We start from the raw sequence: 20733 nt of genomic DNA, 5'->3' as shown, positions 1-20733 counted from the left end.
CTCTACCGGGCGTACTGGTCCGCCACGTCGAGGGCGCGGTCCAGGATTTCCAGCCCGGCGCGGACCTCGTCGTCAGTGGCATTGCACGGCGGCACCACATGGATACGGTTGAAGTTGGTGAACGGCATGAGGCCGTTGTCCTTGCAGAACGCGATGACGGTGTTCATCGCGGCACTGCTGCCACCGTAGGGCGCCAGCGGTTCGCGCGTTTCCCGGTCCTTGACCAGTTCGACGGCCCAGAACACGCCCGCGCCGCGGACTTCACCGACGCTGCGGTGCCGCTGCGCCATGTCCCGCAGGGCCGGCCCGATGATGTCGGCACCGAGGTGGGCCGCGTTCTCGACGATGCCTTCGTCGCGCATCGCGTTGATGGTCGCGACGGCGGCAGCTGTCGCCAGAGGGTGCCCGGAGTAGGTCAGGCCACCGGGGTAGGCGCGCTCGGCGAAGGTCTGGAAGATGGCGTTGCTGATTGCGACGCCACCCAGCGGCACATAGCCGGAGTTGACGCCCTTGGCGAACGTCAGCAGGTCCGGAACGACATCGAAGTGGTTGATGGCGAACCACTTTCCGGATCGGCCGAAGCCGGACATGACCTCGTCGGCGATCATCACGATGCCGTACTCGTCGCACAGTGCGCGCACGCCCGCCAGATAGCCCGGCGGCGGCACCATGATGCCCGCGGTGCCCGGAATGGACTCCAGGATGATGGCCGCGATGGTCGACGCGCCCTCGAGCTCGATGACGCGCCGCAGTTCGTCGAGGGCCCGGGCGGACTCCTGGTCCTCGGTCTCGGCGTGGAACACCGAACGGTACAGGAACGGTCCGTTGAAGTGGACGACGCCCGCGGCGCCGCGGTCGTTGGCGAACCGCCGGGGGTCACCGGTCAGGTTGATCGCCAGGTCGGTGCCGCCGTGGTACGCGCGGTAGCGGGCGAGCACCTTGTGCTTGCCGGTGTGCAGCCGGGCCATGCGCACGGCGTGCTCGTTGGCGTCGGCGCCGCCGTTGGTGAAGAAGATGTGGTTGAGGTCGCCGGGGGTCAGCTCGGCGATCAGCCGGGCCGCCTCGGAGCGGGCGGCGTTGGCGTGCTGCGGCGCGATGGTGCACAGCTTGGCGGCCTGTTCCTGAATCGCCGCAACGACTTTCGGGTGCTGGTGGCCGATGTTGGTGTTGACGAGCTGCGAGGAGAAGTCGAGCAGCCGGTTGCCGTCGCCGTCCCAGAAGTAGCTGCCCTCGGCCGCCGTGATGGTCATGGGGTTGAGCGCGGCCTGGGCCGACCAGGAATGGAAGACGTGGGCGCGGTCCAGCGCGTAGGCGCGCTCGGCTTCGGCGCGCATCGAGTCGATCGTGTGTCCGGCGGGCAGAACGTGGTCTGCGGCGAGGGTCATGTCAGGTCCTCAAGTGGCAAATGGTGGGCGAAAGGGGTAGTGCGCGGGGCCCATTCGGGGATGCGGGCCCCGCGCACCGGTTCTGGTTGCGCTATCAGTTGTTCTCCGGGAAGCCCAGGTTGATGCCACCGTGGCTGGGGTCGGCCCAGCGCTGGGTGACGGCCTTGGCGCGGGTGAAGAACTGCACGCCTTCGGGGCCGTAGGCGTGGGTGTCGCCGAACAGCGAGGCCTTCCAGCCGCCGAAGCTGAAGAACGCCATGGGAACCGGGATCGGGACGTTGATGCCGACCATGCCGACCTCGACCTCGTTCTGGAACCGGCGGGCCGCGCCACCGTCGTTGGTGAAGATCGCGGTGCCGTTGCCGTAGGGGTTGTTGTTGATCAGTTCCAATGCCTCGTCGTAGGTTTCGACGCGGACGACCGACAGCACCGGGCCGAAGATCTCGTCGGTGTAGACGCTCATCTCGGGGGTGACGTTGTCGAGCAGGGTCGGGCCCAGCCAGAAGCCGTCTTCGGCCCCCTCGACGGTGACATTGCGGCCGTCGAGCACGACCTTGGCGCCCTCGGCCTCGCCGGCGTCGATGTAGGCGGCCACCTTGTCGCGGTGCACCTTGGTGATGAGCGGGCCCATGTCCGAGTCCTGGGCGCCGTCACCGGTCTTGATGGCGGCGGCGCGCTCGGCGATCTTGGCGACCAGGTCGTCGGCGATCGGACCGACGGCGACGCAGGCCGAGATGGCCATGCAGCGCTCACCGGCCGAACCGAAGCCGGCGTTGACCATGCTGTCGGCGGCCAGATCCAGGTCGGCGTCGGGCAGGATCACCGCGTGGTTCTTGGCGCCGCCGAGGGCCTGCACACGCTTGCCGGAGGCAGTGGCGGTCCGGTAGACGTACTGCGCGATCGGGGTGGAGCCGACGAACGAGACGGCCTTGATGGCGGGGTTGGTCAGCAGCTCGTCGACGGCGGTCTTGTCACCCTGCAGGACGTTGAAGACGCCGTCGGGCAGACCGGCTTCCTTCCACAGTTCGGCCATCCACAGCGAGGACGACGGGTCCTTCTCGGACGGCTTGACGACGACGGTGTTGCCGGCGGCGATGGCGATGGGGAAGAACCACATCGGCACCATGGCCGGGAAGTTGAACGGCGCGATGATGGCGACCGGGCCGAGGGCCTGGCGGATGTTGTAGACGTCAACGCTGGTGGAGGCGTTCTCGGCGTAGCCGCCCTTGAGCAGATGCGGGATGCCGCAGGCGAATTCGACGACCTCGATGCCGCGGGCGACCTCGCCCATGGCGTCGGAGAGCACCTTGCCGTGCTCGGCGGTGATGATCGCGGCGAGTTCTTCGCGGCGGGCGTTGAGCAGCTCGCGGAACGCGAACAGCGTCTGCACCCGCTTGGTGATCGAGGTGTCGCGCCAGGCCGGGAAGGCGGCGACGGCGGCGTTGATGACGGTCTGGGCGTCCTCGACGCTCGCGAGCGCGACCTGGCCGGTGACCTGGCCGGTGGCCGGGTTGGTGACCGGTGCCGACTGTCCCGAGGATCCGGTGAAGACGTCGTTGTTGATCCAGTGCGAGATGGTCTGCGAGGTGGTCATCGTCGAGGTTGGCCTTCCTGGTCGGGGCGGGTGTGCACTCAGCTTGCCCCGGCGGAACCCCAGGATCGGCCGACAATCTGTATCAAGTTCGACCTATGGATTTACACTTTGTAAATGCCGACCGTCGCCGAGATCGTCGCCCTGCCGGTCATCCAGCAGGGCGAGCCCGAGATTCTCTGTGCGACCGGGTTCGACCGCCCGATCCGCTGGGTCCACGTCAGTGATGTCCCGGACCTCTCGGAAGTCCTGCAGGGTGGCGAGCTGGTGCTGACGACGGGTGCCGCGCTGCGGGCCGCGCCGCTGGAGTACCTGCGGTCGGTGGCTGCCGCGCACGCCGTCGGCGTCATCGTCGAACTGGGCGCCGGCGCCGTGCCGCTGCCGGTCAATGTCGGGTCGATCGCCGAAGAGTTGGGCCTGGCCCTGGTTGCGCTGCGCCGGGTGATCAAGTTCGTCGAGGTGACCGAACAGGTGCACCGGGTGATCGTCGCCGACCAGTACCAGGAGGTCGATTTCGCGCGGCAGACGCACGAGGTGTTCACCGACCTGAGCATGCGCCGGGCGACGCCCGCCGGGATCGCCGAGGCGGCGGCGAATCTGCTCGGCGCGCCCGTCGTGCTCGAGGACCTCACGCACCAGGCGATCGCGGTGGCGACGGCCGGACGTCCGACCCCAGATGTGTTGCGGGACTGGCAACGTCGGTCCCGTCAGCACGAGACCGGGGCCGTGCGGACCGATGACTGGGTGATCAGCGAGGTGGGCCGCGGCGAGGATGCGTGGGGCCGCCTGATCGCGCTGAGTCCGTCGGACGACGTGGCGGGCCGGTTCACGATGGTGCTGGAGCGGGCGTCCCAGGCGCTGGTGCTGCACCGCATGGCCGAGCGCGGCCGTACCGACATCGAACATCAGGCGCAGGCCGGCCTGCTGGAAGATGTTGCGCGCGAACGTATCCGATTCGAAGATGAGGCGACAGCGCGCGCCTTCGCGCTGGGCCTGCGGCCGGCGGCGCAGTACCTGCCCGTGACGCTGCGGATCGCGGGCTGGGCCGCGCCGGATGGTCCCGACGCCGACCCGGTGTCCGAACAACGCCGCAGCGCGCGCCTGCTCGACGTCGTCACCCGGTCGGTGAAGGCGTTGGGGCACACCGGATTGTTCTCACTACGCGGGCCCGGCGAGATCGCCATGGTGTTGTCGCTGAACGCGCGCGCGGGCAGCGCTCTCGAACCTCTCGGTCGGGCATTGCGTCGCGACGCCCAACGTGCCGTCGACGCCCAGGGCCTGGTGCTCGGCGTCGGGACGCCGGCGCCGGGGCTGATCGACGCGATCCACCGCATCACCGATGCCGCCCATGTCGCCGAGGCGGCGCTGTCGCTGCCCGCCTCGCAGCGGGTCTGCTTCCGGGTCGCCGACATCAGGCTGCGCGGGCTGCTGTCGATGCTGCGGACCGACCCGCGGGTGCAGCGGTTCGCCGAAGGGGAGTTGCGTGCGCTGATCCTGCACGACATGGAGACCGGTGACGGTCTGCTCGACGTGCTGCGCGGATACCTCGAACTCGGCGGCAACAAGTCGGCGCTCGCGTCGCGGCTGCACCTGAGTCGCCCGTCGCTGTACGCGAAACTGGGCCGCATCGAGCAGATTCTCGGCGTCGATCTTGCCGACGGCGAGTCGGCGACCTCGCTGCATGTGGCGTTGCTGATCCTGGAGACACGCAACGCTTTCGGTGGCGGCGGCGCACCGCTGTGACATGCTTCTGACCGTGTCGGGCACATCGCAGAACCGCCAGGGCAATGCCACCCGCGCCAAGTTGGTGAAGACGGCCGAGAAGCTCTTCGCTGAGCAGGGCGTGGATGCCGTCTCCGTGCGCTCGGTCAACGCCGCGGCCGGCCTCGGCGCCGCCTCGGTGCACTACCACTTCGGTTCCAAGGACGAGTTGCTGCGCGCGGTGGTGCTGGACCTCGGCGCCGCGGTGGGATCGGCCATCCAGGCCAATGTCGATGTGCTGGCGGCAGATTCGGCCGCGCCGTCGCCTGACGCCTTGGTCCGGGCGGTCACCGCGCCCTATCTCGATCTGCTGCGGCGCCAGCGCACCCGCGGCATGCGCTGGATCAAGATCATGGCCCAGATCACCCAGGCCGGCCCGGCCGACGAGAACATCGAACCCAAGCTGCGCGTCGCCCTGCTGGCGCAGGTGCGGCGGGCCTTCCCGAACGCCGACGAGAGCCGCCTCGAGGCGCGCTGGGCGGTGTCGATCATGGGCTTCGTGCAGGGCCTGAGCCGCGCCGACGAATGGGACCGCGCCAAGCTGTCGGCCCCGGCCCTCGAAGCGTTCTACGAAGACCTCGTGACGTTCGTCGTCGGCGGCACCGAGCGCCTGCTCAACTCCTAACCGCGAGCGGCCGTGTCTGTACGGCAACACGCCGCAAATCGCGTGCATTTTCGTCGCGTTCGCGGCTGATGAGCGTGCTCAAACAGCACATTCGGCTGCCGATATTTGTGGATCACTTGATCCAATCGAGTGATCGGATTACAGTCGGCCGGGCAAGCCGAGACATCCCTCACCGAGAATCAGGAGACCACCGTGAGCAGCGCTGCCCAGTGGAGCCCGACGTCCATGAAATTCGGGGCGTTCCTCGCCCCGTACCATCCGCTCAATGCCGACCCGGCGCTGCAGTTGCGCCGCGACATCGACCTGATGACGCACCTGGACCACCTCGGCTTCGAAGAGGCGTGGATGGGGGAGCATCATTCGACCGGCTCCGAGATCGTCCCGGCCCCCGATGTTTTCATCGCCGCCGCCGCCGAGCGCACCGAGCGCATCCGCTTCGGCACCGGCGTGATGTCGCTGCCGTACCACCATCCGCTGATCACCGCTGACCGCATCACCCAGCTGGACCTGCAGACCCGGGGCCGCCTGATCGTCGGCACCGGCCCCGGCAAGATTCCGCTCGACGCGCACATGATGGGCATCACCACCACCAACCAGCGCCGCATGCAGGGTGAGGCCCTGGAGGCCGTGCTCGCCCTGCTGCGCGGTGAGGTCGTCAACATGGAGACCGACTGGTTCACCCTGCGCGACGCCCGCGCCCAGCTGCCCACCTACAACCCGGCCGGCATCGAGGTCGTCACCGCCTCGACCATCTCGCCCAACGGTTCGGTGCTGGCCGGCAAGCACGGCCTGTCGCTGTTGTCGCTCGCGGCGAGCTCGCAGGCGGGCTATGAATCACTGGACCGCAACTGGAATGTGTACGAACAGGTTTCGGCCGAGAACGGCTACGTCGCCGACCGGTCGACGTGGCGTCTGGTCAACCCGATGTTCATCGCCGAGACGCGCGAGGAGGCCGAGCGCGCCGTCAGCCGTCGCATCAATCACATCGCCGAGTACGTCAACCGACAGCAGAACATCAACCCGGATTGGGCGCAGACCCCGGCCGGCATCATCGACTACTGGCGCAACGAGTCGCTCGGCGAGTTCGGCCAGGCGATCATCGGAACCCCGGAGGACGCCATCGCCCAGATCGATCGCCTGATCGAGAAGACCGGCGGCTTCGGCACCCTGCTGATCATGCACGTGGATCTCGCCGACTGGGAGAACACCAAGCGCAGCTACGAGCTGTTCGCCTCGGAGGTCATCCCGCACTTCCGTCGCCGCAACGTCGCGCGGCAGGCCAGTCTGCAGTTCGCGCAGGACAACTCCGAGGTGCTGATCGGCAACCTCGTCGGCGCAATCACCAAGGCGTACACCGATTACTACGGCCGGCCGACCGATCTCCCCGCCACTCCGGCGCCCTCGACCGAACTCAACACCGCAGGAGCACACGTATGAAGGCAGCACAGTTCATCGACGGCCAGTTCACCGTGACGGACGTTCCGGAGCCCCCGGCCACCGGTCCGGGACAGCTGCGCATCAAGGTGGCCGCGTGCGGCATCTGTGGCAGTGACCTGAGCATGTCCAAGGACCCGTGCCGCTTCGTTTCCGTCGCCGCCGGGGCGGCCTTTCCGTTCGCGGTGTTCGACGCCACCCGTCCGGTGGTGCTGGGGCATGAATGGGCGGGCGTCGTCGTCGAAACCGGCGCGGGCGTCGAGGATTTCAAGGTCGACGACCGCGTCACCGGGCTGGGTATCACCACCGAGCAGAACGGGATGCCGACCATCATCGGCTACTCGAACGACTACCACGGGGCGTTCGGCGAGTACATCGTCGTCGACGCGTTCTGGGTGCGGCACGTGCCCGACGGCCTCTCGCTGGAGCACGCGTCCCTCGCCGAACCACTGCACGTCGGCGAGATGCACATGCAGCAGTCGGGGCTGGCGCCCGCGGACACCGCGCTGGTGATCGGTTGCGGCTCGATCGGCCTGGGCACCATCCTCGCCGCGAAGGCCGCCGGCGCGCACCTCGTCATCGCCTCGGAGCCGTCGCCGAAGCGGCGCGAGCTCGCCGCGAAGATGGGCGCCGACATCGTCGTCGACCCCAATGAGCAGGACCCGATCGAGGTCTACAACGAGTTGCTGGCAAGCGGCAAGACCGGCGGTGGGCTCTTGATCGCCTACGAGTGCAGCGGCCGGGTCGGCACGCTCAACACCCTGACCCACACGCTGCCGTGGGGTTCGCGGATTCAGGTGGTGGCATCCCCGTTCGCCGAGGAGACCATCATCCCGGTCGTGGCGCAGATGCGGCAGATCGCGATCAACTTCGGGCACGGCCCGTACGAGCAGGCCTACGAAAAGGTACTGGCCCGGCTGGCCGCGGGCGAGATCGACGCCGAGGCGCTGATCACCGGACGTACCGGGCTCGACGGCATCGCCGACGCGTTCACCGCCCTGCGGAATCCGGACGAACACGTCAAGATCCTGGTACTCCCGTCGTGATCGTGAGCAGCGTTACCGACGTGTAGCCGTGTCGATCACGGGACAGGCGGGCCCGGGTGCGGCACAGTTAACTGTATGGCCGGTCAAATGATTCCGAAGCCCAGCGACCTGAAGGCCGCGGCGCAGTCCGCGGTTGATGCCGCCCAGTCCGCCGTCGAGATGACGCAGGCGGTGGCCAGCGGTGCCATGCGCATCCCGCCGGCCTCCGTCCAACTCGCCGCCCAGGTGCCCGATCTCATCGAGAACCTGGCGGTGGCCACCGAGCGGCTCAACGCGACGATCGACCGCACCGAGCGGTTCATGGCCATGGCAGATCCCATGTTCCGCACGCTCGACGCCCTACTGCCGCAACTCGAAGCCCTGGTGAACACCGGCAACGAGGTGTTCCGGCTGCTGTCCAACATCCCCGGGGTGTCGAGGCTGAACCCCTTCAGCGGGGGACCCAAACCGCCGCAAGACAGGTGATTTGTGCACGATTTTCCGCGCCGGCCGCGGAAAATCGTGCACAAATCACTGCAGGGCGTTGAAGCGCAGCGTCAATCCGTCGATGAATGCGGTGAGGGCCAGCTCGAAACCGGCCGTGTCGATCTGGTCGGCCTTGCCGCGCAGCAGATGTGCCTGGCCCATGTGCGGGTAGCGGTCGCGGTAGACCTGCACGTCGTCGGTGAACCCGCGCGAGAAGGAGCCGACGGTCGACCCGAGCACCAGCGACCGGGTGGCAGCGCCGATCAGAGTCGCTTCGCGCGGTGGCCAGCCGGCGCCGACCAGGCCGCCGTGTACGGCGTCGGCGATGCGGAGACTGACGTCGCGACGGCCCGGCCCGGTCGCCAGGTAGGGCACGAGATTCGGGTGGGCCGCCAGCGCGGCGCGGTGCGAGCGGGCCCACGCCGCCAGCGCGTCCTGCCAGTCGTCGCCGCGGTCGAACCCTGACGTGTCGATCTCCCCGGCGACCCGGCTCGCGACGGCGTCGAGCACGTCGTCCTTGGTGGGGTAGTGCTTGTACAGCGACGACGCCTGCACGCCGAGTTCGGCGGCCAGCTTGCGCATCGACATTTCGGCGAGGCCGTCGCGATCGATCAATTCCAATGCCGTGTCACGGATGAGTTCGCGGTTGAGCAGCGGTACGCGGGGCCTGCCCATCTGCTTCTCCCTTGAATTAGCGAACGTTGTTAGCTTATGGTGACAGCAACAAGCTAACACTGTTCACCACTTTTGAGGAGTTGTCTGTGAAACGCGAGGTCTACAGCGAAGAGCATGAGGATTACCGGGCCATGATCCGGGCCTTCGTCGAGGCCGAGGTCAGTCCGGTCTACGACGAGTGGTTCGAGAAGGGCCTGGTGCCGCGTGAGTTCTACTACAAGCTCGGCGAACTCGGCATCTTCGGCGCGGAAATCCCGGAGGAGTACGGCGGCGAGGGCCTGACCTCGTACAAGTTCCAGGCGATCCTCACCGAGGAACTCGCCCGCGCCGCGGTGTCGTTCGGTGGCTCCAGCGTGCACGTCGGCCTGTGTCTGCCCTACATCCGCGACATCGGCAACGAAGAGCAGAAGAAGCGCTGGTTCCCCGGCATGCTCAGCGGCGAGATCATGTTCGCCATCGCGATGACCGAGCCGGGCACCGGTTCCGACCTGGCCGGAATGCGCACCACCGCAAAGCTTTCCGAGGACGGCACGCACTACGTCCTCAACGGTTCCAAGACCTTCATCACCGGCGGTGTACACGCCGACCGCGTGATCGTCTGCGCGCGTACATCGGCCCCCAAGGAAGACGACCGCCGCTTCGGCATCTCGCTGCTGGTGGTCGACACCAAGCTGGAGGGCTACTCGGTCGGCCGCAAGCTCGACAAGCTGGGCCTGCGCTGCTCGGACACCGCCGAGCTCAACTTCACCGACGTCAAGGTCCCGGTCGAGGACATCCTCGGCGAGGCCGACCAGGGCTTCAACTACCTCGGCCAGAACCTGCCGCGCGAGCGGCTCGGCATCGCCGTCAGCGCATACGCGCAGGCCAAGGCCGCCGTCCGATTCGCCGTGCAGTACACCAAGGACCGCACCGTGTTCGGCAAGCCGGTCGCCTCGTTCCAGAACACCAAGTTCGAGCTCGCCGCCTGCCAGGCCGACGTCGACGCGATGGAAGCCGTCGTCGACCGTGCCATGGAAGCCCACGATCTCGACGAGCTGTCCGCCGCCGACGCCGCCAAGGCCAAGCTGTTCTGCACCGATGCGGCAGCGCGCGTGATCGACCGCTGCCTGCAATTGCACGGCGGCTACGGCTACATCAACGAGTACCCGATCGCCCGGCTGTATGCCGACAACCGCGTCGGCCGCATCTACGGCGGTACCAGTGAGGTCATGAAGATGATCATCGCCAAGGACATGGGCCTCTAAATCGACTGTCGCAGTGTGCGAAGGCGCCCGTCGGAGTAACTTCACTCTCGGGCGCCTTTCTGCATTTTCCGGCTCGGGTGAGGTGCCCGAATCGAGGGAACGACGTAAGTGGCAGCCCCACGACACCACGTGCACGTGTGCGACCACCCGCTCACGCGGGGTCAGGCGCGCCGACTCAGTCGGCGCTTCGCCGTCGCGGGAGTGCAGATCGAGCCCGGACGCCTGCAGGAGATCGCGGCGGGCGCCGCCACCGTCGGCGACGAGCACATCGACGTCGCGTTCGCCATGGTCGCCATCAGCTACGTCGAGGACCGCCGCATCGCAAAATTGACGCGCATTCGCCGCCGGATGGGCCGCTGGCTGCTGGTGGGTGCGATGATCGTGTTGAGTCTGTGTCTGCTCATCAGCCTGGCGATGGCCATGCTGACGCTGATGCAGCCCACGTTCACGGGGGTATGAGGAGTCGAGATCGAGAACGTACTGACGCGGTGGGCGATCGGGGTCATCGCCTTCGCGATGATCGTCGTCGCTGCCGTGTTGCCGTGGTACACCGCGCACAACGACCATGGCCACGGTTCCATGAGCGGCTGGGGGATCTGGGACATCACCGGGAACCTGGGCGCCGCGCTGCGGCCGCTGCCGTTCGCCGTGCTGATCGTGCTCGCTGCCGGCACGATGATCGTCGCTGCGATACGCGCCATGTTCGGCACCGCGCTGGCCGCGGCCATCGCGTGCTTCGTGGTCAGTCTGCTGCCGTTGATGACGGGTGGCGCGGTCGACCGGCGGCTGGCCGGAAGTGATTCTGTCGCAGTGGTTCTCGGTCAGGCGGTCACGCCGATGATCGCCATCGGCATCGTGGCCTGCGTGGTGACCTGGATCGGCTATGCGCGGTGTGTGCTGCGCGCGGCGCCGCGCGCCGAAGTCGAGGTCCAGCCGGTCTGACCGGCATTCCACTGATCGGGCGTTTGCCCTGTCCGGGCCCGTGCCCTGCGATTTACTTCGGCCATGGGTGCACAGGAACTGTTCGGTGGTGGGGTTTCGGTCATCACGGGTGCCGGCTCGGGGATCGGGGCCGGTCTGGCCCGGTATGCGGCCAAGCTCGGGATGACGACGGTGCTGGCCGACGTCGACGCCGCCGCGATCGCCGGCCTGCGTGACGAGTTGTCCGCGACGGGCGCAACCGCCGTCGACGCGGTGTGCGACGTACGCGATGCCGAGGCCGTGCAGGCCCTGGCCGACCGGGTCAACCGCGAGATCGGGCCCGTGCGCCTGCTGGTGAACAACGCCGGCATCGAGCAGTTCGGGTACCTGTGGGACACCCCGGTCGCCAACTGGGACCGCGTCATGGACATCAACGTCAACGGCGTCTTCCACGGTGTGCGGGCCTTCCTGCCCGCCATGCTGGCGTCGGGCGAACCGGCGTGGGTGTGGAACATGTCGTCCGTCGGCGGCGTGTCGACGGTGCAACTGCAGACGCCGTACATCGTCAGCAAGCACGCCGTGCTGGCGCTGACCGAGTGCTTGCGCGTCGAGGTCGAGCTCGCCGGGCACGACGACCACGTCAGCGTGCAGGCGGTGCTACCCGGACCGGTGCAGTCCAACATCTTCACGGCGGCCGGTGGGGTCGACGGCGGCAGCGGCAACGAGGCTTCTGAATCGGAGCGGGCCGCGATGCACCAGCTCTCCGCCATGGATCCGCTCACCGCGGCCGAGGCCATCTTCGACCAGTCGGCAGCCGGCGGCTTCTACCTGACCACGCATCCCGACGCCATCGCCGGCGCCATGGCCGAACGCGCCCGGGTCCTCAGCGAGCAGGCGATCCCCAAGCTGCGCACCCGCCGGTTCGCCACCAAGTGATTTGTGCACGATTTTCCGCGCTCACCGCGGATTTTCGTGCACAAATCACCCCAGAGAGGCGAGGAGTGCGGCCAGTCCGTACTCGAACACCGCGTCGTAGTCGGTGGGTGAGCGCAGGGCGTCGACGAGCTGCTGATCCGGCCAGTCGTCACCCCACAGCGACGGGTCCTCTTCCTCGTGCTCGCCGCTGCGGATCGCCGAAAACTGCATCAGCGCAGACGAAATCACGTGCACCTCGATGGACCGCAAGGCCAGTGCCGCGCGGTTGCCGGTGATGCCCAGCGCGGCCAGTTCGGCCGCGAGGGTCTGCTGCACCGATTGGAACAGTGACGGCGTCCGGTCGCGTTCGTGCGCGATCGCCATCAGGTGCTGGCGCTCGATGAGCGCGGTGCGCTGTGCGCGGGCCAGGGACGCGATGCGATCGGCCGGCGTATCGCCGGTGGCGGGCAGGCTCGCCATCACCTCGATCAGCCGGTCGATCAGGTGGTCGAACAGCTTGTCCCGGCCTCCGACATGCCAGTAGATGGACGTGACGGCGACGCCGAGGTGCTCGGACAGGCTGCGCATGGAGAAGCCCTCGACCCCGTCGCGTTCCAGCAGTGCCGCGGCGGTATCCAGAATGAGTTGCGCGTCAACAGGTTTCGACGGGCCATCCGACCCGCGCTGGGTTGCCTGAGCCATGACCACCTCCTTCGGGCTTGCCGACCACCTAATCACACCAGGGCTGCGTCCAGTCTCTGGATCTGCCGCCCATCACGGTGTAACACTGTTACAGTACTGCCGCTGACGGATGTTCGCGGGCAGCAACGAGGGAGCAGATGTGTTCGATCTGAAGATCACCGGTGGCACGGTCGTCGACGGCACCGGGGCCGACCGGTTCACCGCCGATGTCGCGATCAAGGACGGCAAGATCGTCGAGGTGCACCGCCGCGGTCCGAACGACCCTGTGCTGTCCGGTGATTCGGCCGAGACGATCGATGCCGGCGGCAAGATCGTCGCGCCCGGGTTCGTGGACATTCATACCCACTACGACGGCCAGGTGAGCTGGGACAGCGTCCTGGAGCCGTCGAGCAACCACGGGGTGACGACGGTGGTCGCGGGCAACTGCGGCGTCGGCTTCGCGCCGGTGCGCCCCGGTCAGGAGGAATGGCTGATCGCGCTCATGGAGGGTGTCGAGGACATCCCAGGCACGGCCCTGACCGAGGGCATCACGTGGGGCTGGGAGAGTTTCGGCGAGTACCTCGACGTCATCGGGCAGCGCGAGCTGGCCGTCGACATGGGCACCCAGATCGCGCACGGCGCGGTCCGCGCGTACGCCATGGGGGAGCGCGGCGCCCGCAACGAACCCGCCACCGCCGACGACATCAAGGCCATGGCGAAACTGGTGCAGGAAGCGATCGAGGCCGGCGCCCTGGGCTTTTCGTCGTCGCGCACGTTGGCGCACCGCGCCATGGACGGCGAACCCGTGCCCGGCACCTTCGCCGCCGAGGACGAGTTGTTCGCGCTGGGCCGGGCCACCGCGGCCGGCGGTGCGGCCGTGTTCGAGCTGGCCCCGCAGGGTGCGGCGGGCGAGGACATCATCGCGCCGCGCAAGGAACTCGAGTGGATGCGCCGCCTGGGCGAGGAGATCGACTGTGCCCTGAGCTTCGCGCTCATCCAGGTCGACGCCGACCCCAACCTGTGGCGGGAGCAGCTCGACCTGTCGGCCGCCGCGCACCAGGCGGGCAGCCGGCTGTTCCCGCAGGTGGCGGCGCGCCCGTTCGGCATGCTGCTGGGCTTCCCCGGCCACCACGCCTTCACCCACCGGCCGACCTACCGCCGGCTGGTCGCCGAATGCACGCGCGAGGAGCTCGCCGAGAAGCTGGCCGAGCCCGCGGTGCGGGCCGCCATCCTGGCGGAGGATGACCTGCCGATCGACCCCACGAAGTTGTTCGACGGCATGTTCATGCTGGCGCAGAATGCGGCAAATCGCCTGTACCACATCGGCGAACCGCCGGACTACGAGCCGACCGTCGAGCGCACTGTGGCAGCGATCGCGGAGCGCCGCGGTGTGGACCCGCTGGCCGCGATGTACGACCTGATGCTCGAAGCCGATGCCGGCGCCATGCTGATGTACCCGATGTTCAACTACTCGGACGGCAACCATGACGCCATCCGCGAGATGCTCACGCACCCGGCCGGGGTGCTCGGGCTGTCCGACGGCGGCGCGCACTGCAGCATGATCTGCGACGCGTCGTACCCGACGTTCCTGCTGACCCACTGGGTCCGGGACCGCCACCGCGGCGAGAAGCTGCCGCTGGAGTACGTCATCCGGAAGCAGTCACATGACACCGCTCAGCTGTACGGGATGTCCGACCGCGGCGTCATCGCCGTCGGCAAGAAGGCCGACGTCAACGTCATCGATCTGGACGCGCTGACGCTGCACGCACCCAAGATGGTGCACGACCTGCCCGCCGGTGGAAAACGCTTGGTGCAGGGGGCAAGTGGCTACGACGCGACGATCGTCAGCGGCACCGTGACCCGCCGGCACGGCATCGACACCGGCGCGCGGCCGGGCCGGCTGGTCCGCGGCATCCGCTAGGCAAAGGTCCGACACCAGTCCCGCTGCGGGATTGGAATCCTGATGATTTCAGGAGCATCGCGGCGCCTGTGGGGCGGTGCGGAGGCGGCAAGCGCGCACTGAAAAGTCGCGCCGAGGCGACCTGTCCGGGATGCCCCTCATTCGCCGCGAGGCGTGCCACGGGCGGACGCCGTCGACTTCCACCGGCTGTGAAACGCGTTGGTACTGAGCCGTTTTGATGTCCCGGTGCACGCTGCTCGGGTGTCGCCGGCGGCCATCGGCGATCCTGCTGGCCTGCCCATGGCTCGGCCATAGCGCCGGCCGAGCGTCCGCCTACCGGACGTGCCGACCACTCGGCCGACTATTCCCCGCCCTGGCGCTACCGCTGCCGCCATCTCCGCGATCTGCGCGCGGCTCGGCAGAGTGGTCGTATCCCGTCAGAAAGGCAGGTTGCGTGATGCCTGATTCGTCGAGCCGAATCCATCTGGCCGTGGCGCTGGACGGCGCCGGCTGGCACCCGGCCGCCTGGCGCGAACCCGATGCGCGACCCGCCGACCTGTTCGGCGCCGGCTACTGGACCGACCTGGTCCTCGATGCAGAACGTGGAGCGTTGGACTTCGTCACCATCGAGGATTCGTTGGCGATCCAGTCCGACGATCCCTTCGTGCCCGACCATCGCGTCGATCGGGTCCGCGGCCGGTTGGACGCGGTGCTGATCGCGGCGCGGGTCGCGCCACGTACCCGGCGGATCGGACTGGTACCGACGGCCGTCGTCACTCACACCGAGCCGTTCCACGTGTCGAAGTCCATCGCGACGCTCGACTACGTGAGCGCCGGCCGGGCCGGCGTGCGCGTCCAGATCGCCGGCCGCCCGGATGTCGCTGCGCACTTCGGGCGACGTGAGGCTGCGGCCCGGTCGCGGGCCGACGAGTACTTCGCCGAGACCGCCGATTACGTCGAGGTGCTGCGCCGGTTGTGGGACAGCTGGGAGGACGACGCAGAGATCCGCGATGCCGCCACCGGGCGCTTCATCGACCGGGACAAGCTGCACTACATCGACTTCAGCGGCCGCTGGTTCTCGGTCAAAGGTCCGTCCATCACGCCGCGCCCACCGCAGGGGCAGCCGATCGTCGCGGCGCTGGGCCACGGCCGCGCCGCCCACGAGTTGATCGCCGGCAGTGCGGACGTCGGGTTCGTCACCCCTGGCGATGCCGCACAGGCCGTAGCTGTCGTCCAGGAAATCCGTGGGCTGCAGCACGACGCGGGCCGCGGGTCCGAGCCGTTGCACATCTTCGGCGACGTGGTGGTGTTTCTAGACGACAGCGCGTCGGCGGCACAGGCCCGCAGGCGCCGGCTCGACGATCTCGCCGGTGCCGAGTACCGAAGCGATGCAGCAGTTTTCGCCGGAACCGCCGCACAATTGGCCTACCTGCTGACGGAGTGGCACGGCGCCGGGTTGACGGGATTTCGGCTGCGGCCGGCGGCCCTACCGCACGACCTGCTCCAGATCACCGAGCAACTGGTGCCCGAACTGCGGCGACGCGGAATCTTCCGCGACGAGTACGAAGCGGACACGTTACGTGGCCTGCTCGGGCTGTCGCATCCGGCCAACCGTTACGCAAGGAGCAGCCAATGAGCAAGCCAGTCAAGCAGATTCATCTCGCCGCGCACTTTCCGGGCGTCAACAACACCACGGTGTGGAGTGACCCCGCGGCCGGCAGCCACATCGAGTTCAGCTCCTTCGAGCACTTCGCGCGCACGGCCGAGCGCGGGAAATTCGATTTCCTGTTCCTGGCCGAGGGCTTGCGCCTGCGCGAACAGAACGGCCAGATCTACGACCTCGACGTCGTCGGGCGTCCGGACACCTTCACCGTGCTGGCCGCGCTGGCCGCGGTGACCGAGCGAATCGGGTTGACCGGCACCATCAATTCGACCTTCAACGAGCCCTACGAGGTGGCTCGGCAGTTCGCCTCGCTGGACCATCTCTCCGACGGCCGCGCGGCCTGGAACGTCGTCACATCGTGGGATGCGTTCACGGGCGAGAACTTTCGCCGTGGCGGGTTCCTGGCGGAGGACGAGCGCTACGAGCGGGCCAAGACATTCCTGCAGACGGCGCTGGAGTTGTTCGACTCGTGGCACGGCGACGAGATCGTGGCGGACAAGACGAGCGGCGTGTTCCTGTCCGATCCCGATGCCGGTGCGTTCGAGCACACGGACAGCCACTTCGACATCCACGGCCGGTTCAATGTGCCGCGCAGCCCGCAGGGGCGTCCGGTGATCTTTCAGGCGGGCGACTCGGACGAAGGTCGCGAGTTCGCGGCGTCCGCTGCGGACGCCATCTTCTCGCGGCACAGCACGCTGGAAGCCGGGCAGGCGTTCTACACCGACGTCAAGGGCAGGTTGGCGCGCTACGGGCGGCGCCATGACGAGTTGCTGATCCTCCCCGCCGCGACGTTCGTGATCGGCGACACCGATGACGAGGCGGCCGACCTCGCACACGAGGTCCGGCTCGCCCAGGTGTCCGGGCAGACGGCGATCAAGTTCCTCGAACAGCTCTGGAACCGCGACCTCTCCGATCATGACCCGGACGGGCCGCTGCCGGCGGTGGACCCGGTCGTGGGGGAGAACACCATCGCGCGAGGGCGGGCCAGTGTGCGCATGTTCCGGGACCCGCTCGCGATCGCCGCCGAGTGGCGGGCCAAAGCCGAGGCGCAGAACCTCACGACGCGCGAGCTGATCGTCGAAGTCACCGGGCGCCAGTCGTTCATCGGATCGCCCCAGACCATTGCGGCGACGATCGACCGATTCGTTCAGGCCGATGCCAGCGACGGATTCATCCTCGTCCCGCACATCACACCCGGCGGGCTCGACCCGTTCGTCGACCGGGTGGTGCCACTGCTCCAGGAGCGCGGGACGTACCGCACCGATTACACGGGCACCACGTTGCGCGACCACCTGGGACTGGCGCCGCTGCCGCGGTCGGCAGTGCGCACGAATGTCTCCGCAGAAGTGGCGTCGTAGCTCATGGCTACTCCACTGACCGTGCTCGATCTGGTGCCGATCTCGTCGGGTTCGACTGCACCGCAAGCGCTACGCAACAGTATCGACCTCGCCAAGCGCGCGGAGGCCCTGGGTTACACGCGCTTCTGGTTCGCCGAACATCACCTCAATCCCGGTATCGCCGGCACCTCACCGGCTGTGCTTCTCGCGCTGACCGCCGCGGAGACCTCCACGATCCGCCTGGGCTCGGGCGCGGTGCAGATGGGTCACCGAACCGCGGTTGCGACGGTCGAAGAGTTCGGTCTGCTCGACGCCCTGCACCCGGGCCGGTTCGATCTCGGCCTGGGACGCTCGGGCGGGAAGCCGCGGGAACCCAAGGTCCCGGTGGGTGCCGCGGTGGGCACCCCGAGCACCCGCAACGGGGCGCACGGGCTGCTGATCCCACCGAAGTTCGACCCGCGGCCGCTGTTGAATTCTCCGCGGTTCGCCCTCCAACGGGCGCTGCTGCAGCTGCCGGGCGCGCAGTCGCAGGACTACACCGACCAGATCAACGACATCCTGGCGTTCATCGCCGGGGTCTACCGCGACGCGGACGGCCTGGCGGCGCGGGTCGTCCCCGGGGAAGGCGCCGACCTTCAGATCTGGATCCTGGGCAGCAGCGGCGGGGAGAGCGCCGAAGTAGCCGGCACCAGAGGGCTGCGGTTCGCGAGCAACTACCACGTCGCACCGTCGTCGGTACTCGAGGCGACCGACGCCTACCGGGCCGCGTTCCGCCCATCGGCCGAACTCGACGCGCCCTACGTCGCCGTGTCGGCTGACGTCGTCGTCGCCGACGATGAGGCCACGGCGCGCGAACTCGCCACCGGATACGGCCTGTGGGTGCGTAGCATCCGCACCGCCGAAGGCGCCATCCCGTTTCCGACCCCGGCCGAGGCGCGGGCGCACAACTGGACGGCCGCCGAACGTGAACTCGTCGCGGACCGGGTTGACACCCAGTTCGTCGGGTCCGCCGCACAGGTCGCCGACAAGTTGGAACGGCTGCGCGACGCCACTGGGGCCGACGAGTTGATCATCACCACCATCGCCCATGACCACCGGGACCGGGTGCGTTCCTACGAGCTGTTGGCCGACGAGTGGTCCCGGCGGTGAACAGCTACAAATAGATGTGTAGCGGCGCAGCCTTTTTCAAGGGTGCGCTTAGGCTGGAACCATGACACCGGGTAGCGGCCTTTTCCAGATCGAGGACTGCGTCGACGACGCCGGGGCGGTGACGCTGCCACCCGGCGCGACGCTGATCGCCCTGATCGACGGGAACGTCGCGCATCTGCCCGACATGGTGGCGTACCGCTACCTGGACTACTCCGGTGCCGATGTGCGAACTTTCGAAGTGACGTGGTCCGAGCTCGGGGTGCGGCTGGCGGCCATCGCGGCCCGGGTGCAGGCGGTCATCGAGCGCGGTGACCGCGTTGCCATCATGGCGCCGCAGGGCCTCGACTATGTCGCCGGGTTCTTCGCGGCGATCAAGGCGGGCGGCATCGCGGTGCCGTTGTTCGCGCCCGAATTGCCAGGGCATGCCGAGCGTTTGGACATCGCGCTCCACGACGCGCGACCGGCGGCGATCCTGACGACTGCGGCGGCGCGGCCGGCCGTCACCGAATTCCTGTCCGCGCATCCGGACCTGGGTGCTCCGACGGTCATCGCCATCGATGAGGTGCCGGACGACGCGGGCGTTTCGTTCGAACCCGTCCACCTCGAGATCGACGACGTCTCGCACCTGCAGTACACCTCGGGCGCGACCCGCCCGCCCGTCGGCGTAGAGATCACCCATAAAGCGGTGGGCACCAACCTGATTCAGATGATCCTGTCCATCGACATGCTGGATCGCAACACACACGGCGTCAGCTGGCTGCCGCTGTATCACGACATGGGGCTGTCGATGATCGGCTTTCCCACGGTGTACGGCGGGCACTCGACGTTGATGTCGCCGACCGCGTTCATCCGCCGGCCGCTGCGGTGGATCCAGGCGTTGTCCGGGGGCTCGAAGGTCGGCCGAGTGGTCACTGCTGCACCGAATTTCGCCTACGAATGGGCCGCGCATCGTGGTGCGCCGAGCCCGGGCGACGACATCGACCTGGCGAATGTGGTGATGATCGTGGGCTCGGAGCCGGTCAGCATGGACGCCATCAAGAGCTTCAACTCGGTCTTCGAATCGTACGGACTCCCGAAGACGGCGATCAAGCCGTCCTACGGCATCGCCGAGGCGACACTTTTCGTATCCAACATCGCGCCCGACGCGGAGGCGACAGTGCGGTACTTCGACCGCGAGCAGCTCGCGTCCGGCGCGGCGGTGCCGGTGGCAGAGGACGCACCGGGTGCGGTGGCACAGGTGGCGTGCGGGCAGCCGGCGAGCAGTCTCTGGGTGGTGATGGCGGACCCGGCCACCGGAACCGAACAGCTCGACGGTCGAGTCGGCGAGATCTGGTTGCAGGGCAACAACATCGGCCGTGGTTACTGGGGGTTGCCCGAGGAGACCCGAGAGGTTTTCCATGCTCGGCTGCGCCGCACCTTGCCGCTGAACAGTCACGCCGACGGTTCCGATGTCGACGGATCCTGGTTGCGGACAGGCGATCTGGGCTTCTACCTCGACGGCGAATTGTATGTCACGGGTCGTCTGGCCGACGTGATCACGATCGGCGGTCAGAACCACTATCCGCAGCACATCGAGACGACAGCCGCCGATGCGTCGCCACTGGTGCGGCGCGGCTACGTGACGGCTTTCAGCGTGCCGGGGGATGGCGGCGACCAGCTCGTGATCATTGCCGAACGTGCGTCGGGCACGGCCCGCCATGATCCTCAGCCGGCGATCGAGTCGGTCCATGCGCTCGTTTCGGAGCGTCATGGCGTGACTGTCGCCGACGTCCGACTGCTGCCCGCCGGCGGTATCCCGCGGACCACCAGCGGCAAGCTGGCGCGCCGTGCCTGCAGGGCCGCCTATCTGGACGGCAGCCTGTAGTCCCCGTAGTTCCCACGAGTCGCTATGAAGAGGCTCATATTCGGGCGGCCGTCAGGCAACTCATCGTGCGAGTTTCG

At 68.0% G+C, this 20733-nt stretch carries 18 protein-coding genes; 14 read left to right on the top strand and 4 right to left on the bottom strand.

Annotated elements, in window-relative coordinates; genetic code table 11:
• Window positions 1–2: 2 nt before the first annotated feature.
• Both BR47_RS0120865 and BR47_RS0120860 read right to left on the bottom strand, forming a co-directional pair.
• Window positions 3–1385: an aspartate aminotransferase family protein gene (locus BR47_RS0120865; protein WP_029120677.1), complete on the bottom strand. Its 1383-nt coding sequence runs from the start codon at window positions 1383–1385 to the stop codon at window positions 3–5.
• A gap of 94 nt (window positions 1386–1479) precedes the next feature.
• Window positions 1480–2979: a CoA-acylating methylmalonate-semialdehyde dehydrogenase gene (locus tag BR47_RS0120860; RefSeq protein WP_029120676.1), complete on the bottom strand. Its 1500-nt coding sequence runs from the start codon at window positions 2977–2979 to the stop codon at window positions 1480–1482.
• A 114-nt stretch (window positions 2980–3093) separates the two neighbouring features.
• Between BR47_RS0120860 and BR47_RS0120855 the strand changes: the two genes are divergently transcribed.
• From BR47_RS0120855 to BR47_RS0120835, 5 genes are all read left to right on the top strand, one after another.
• A complete protein-coding gene (locus BR47_RS0120855; protein ID WP_029120675.1) occupies window positions 3094–4719 on the top strand; it encodes a PucR family transcriptional regulator in 1626 nt (541 codons plus the stop codon).
• Between the two features lie 13 nt (window positions 4720–4732).
• Window positions 4733–5362: a TetR/AcrR family transcriptional regulator gene (locus BR47_RS0120850; RefSeq protein ID WP_029105000.1), complete on the top strand. Its 630-nt coding sequence runs from the start codon at window positions 4733–4735 to the stop codon at window positions 5360–5362.
• Between the two features lie 192 nt (window positions 5363–5554).
• A complete protein-coding gene (locus tag BR47_RS0120845; RefSeq protein ID WP_036427638.1) occupies window positions 5555–6799 on the top strand; it encodes an LLM class flavin-dependent oxidoreductase in 1245 nt (414 codons plus the stop codon).
• Complete coding sequence (locus tag BR47_RS0120840) at window positions 6796–7842, top strand: alcohol dehydrogenase catalytic domain-containing protein (protein WP_029120673.1); 1047 nt, start codon at window positions 6796–6798, stop codon at window positions 7840–7842. Before BR47_RS0120845 ends, BR47_RS0120840 begins: the two co-directional genes overlap by 4 nt.
• 75 nt (window positions 7843–7917) lie before the next feature.
• A complete protein-coding gene (locus BR47_RS0120835; protein WP_020100489.1) occupies window positions 7918–8307 on the top strand; it encodes a hypothetical protein in 390 nt (129 codons plus the stop codon).
• Window positions 8308–8352: 45 nt separating this feature from the next.
• On the opposite strand, the gene BR47_RS0120830 is transcribed toward BR47_RS0120835, so the two are convergent.
• Window positions 8353–8982, bottom strand: coding sequence for a TetR/AcrR family transcriptional regulator (locus BR47_RS0120830; protein ID WP_020100488.1), 630 nt, complete (start codon window positions 8980–8982; stop codon window positions 8353–8355).
• 86 nt (window positions 8983–9068) lie between these two features.
• Here BR47_RS0120830 and BR47_RS0120825 point away from each other — a divergent pair, with 86 nt between their 5' ends.
• The 4 genes from BR47_RS0120825 to BR47_RS0120810 all read left to right on the top strand — a co-directional run bounded on the left by BR47_RS0120825 (window position 9069) and on the right by BR47_RS0120810 (window position 12083).
• Window positions 9069–10226: an acyl-CoA dehydrogenase family protein gene (locus tag BR47_RS0120825; protein ID WP_020100487.1), complete on the top strand. Its 1158-nt coding sequence runs from the start codon at window positions 9069–9071 to the stop codon at window positions 10224–10226.
• Window positions 10227–10334: 108 nt separating this feature from the next.
• Window positions 10335–10685: a hypothetical protein gene (locus BR47_RS31035; protein ID WP_036420323.1), complete on the top strand. Its 351-nt coding sequence runs from the start codon at window positions 10335–10337 to the stop codon at window positions 10683–10685.
• Window positions 10686–10742: 57 nt separating this feature from the next.
• Window positions 10743–11168, top strand: a complete 426-nt coding sequence (locus tag BR47_RS0120815; RefSeq protein ID WP_020100485.1) for a hypothetical protein — start codon at window positions 10743–10745, stop codon at window positions 11166–11168.
• A gap of 63 nt (window positions 11169–11231) precedes the next feature.
• Window positions 11232–12083 (top strand): SDR family NAD(P)-dependent oxidoreductase, encoded by an 852-nt coding sequence (locus BR47_RS0120810; protein WP_029120672.1) that lies wholly within the window; start codon window positions 11232–11234, stop codon window positions 12081–12083.
• A 45-nt stretch (window positions 12084–12128) separates the two neighbouring features.
• On the opposite strand, the gene BR47_RS0120805 is transcribed toward BR47_RS0120810, so the two are convergent.
• Window positions 12129–12764, bottom strand: coding sequence for a TetR/AcrR family transcriptional regulator (locus BR47_RS0120805; protein ID WP_051634928.1), 636 nt, complete (start codon window positions 12762–12764; stop codon window positions 12129–12131).
• 139 nt (window positions 12765–12903) lie between these two features.
• Here BR47_RS0120805 and BR47_RS0120800 point away from each other — a divergent pair, with 139 nt between their 5' ends.
• The 5 genes from BR47_RS0120800 (at window position 12904) to BR47_RS0120780 (ending at window position 20656) form a co-directional block, all read left to right on the top strand.
• Window positions 12904–14664 (top strand): N-acyl-D-amino-acid deacylase family protein, encoded by a 1761-nt coding sequence (locus tag BR47_RS0120800; RefSeq protein WP_029120670.1) that lies wholly within the window; start codon window positions 12904–12906, stop codon window positions 14662–14664.
• Between the two features lie 436 nt (window positions 14665–15100).
• On the top strand, window positions 15101–16279 hold the full coding sequence (locus BR47_RS0120795) for an LLM class flavin-dependent oxidoreductase (RefSeq protein WP_029120669.1): 1179 nt from the start codon (window positions 15101–15103) through the stop codon (window positions 16277–16279).
• Window positions 16276–17664 (top strand): NtaA/DmoA family FMN-dependent monooxygenase, encoded by a 1389-nt coding sequence (locus BR47_RS0120790; protein ID WP_029120668.1) that lies wholly within the window; start codon window positions 16276–16278, stop codon window positions 17662–17664. Before BR47_RS0120795 ends, BR47_RS0120790 begins: the two co-directional genes overlap by 4 nt.
• A 3-nt stretch (window positions 17665–17667) precedes the next feature.
• The gene (locus BR47_RS0120785) at window positions 17668–18792 is read left to right on the top strand and encodes an LLM class flavin-dependent oxidoreductase (RefSeq protein ID WP_029120667.1); all 1125 of its coding nucleotides are present in this window, start codon (window positions 17668–17670) and stop codon (window positions 18790–18792) included.
• Between the two features lie 61 nt (window positions 18793–18853).
• Entirely contained in the window at window positions 18854–20656 is a 1803-nt protein-coding gene (locus BR47_RS0120780) for a fatty acyl-AMP ligase (protein ID WP_029120666.1), read from the top strand.
• Window positions 20657–20733: the final 77 nt, after the last annotated feature.

The sequence above is a fragment of the Mycobacterium sp. UNC410CL29Cvi84 genome (assembly GCF_000686745.1).
Taxonomy (GTDB): domain Bacteria; phylum Actinomycetota; class Actinomycetes; order Mycobacteriales; family Mycobacteriaceae; genus Mycobacterium; species Mycobacterium mucogenicum_B.
Note: the sequence above shows the minus strand (reverse complement) of the source record. Positions and strands in the feature narration are given on the sequence as shown.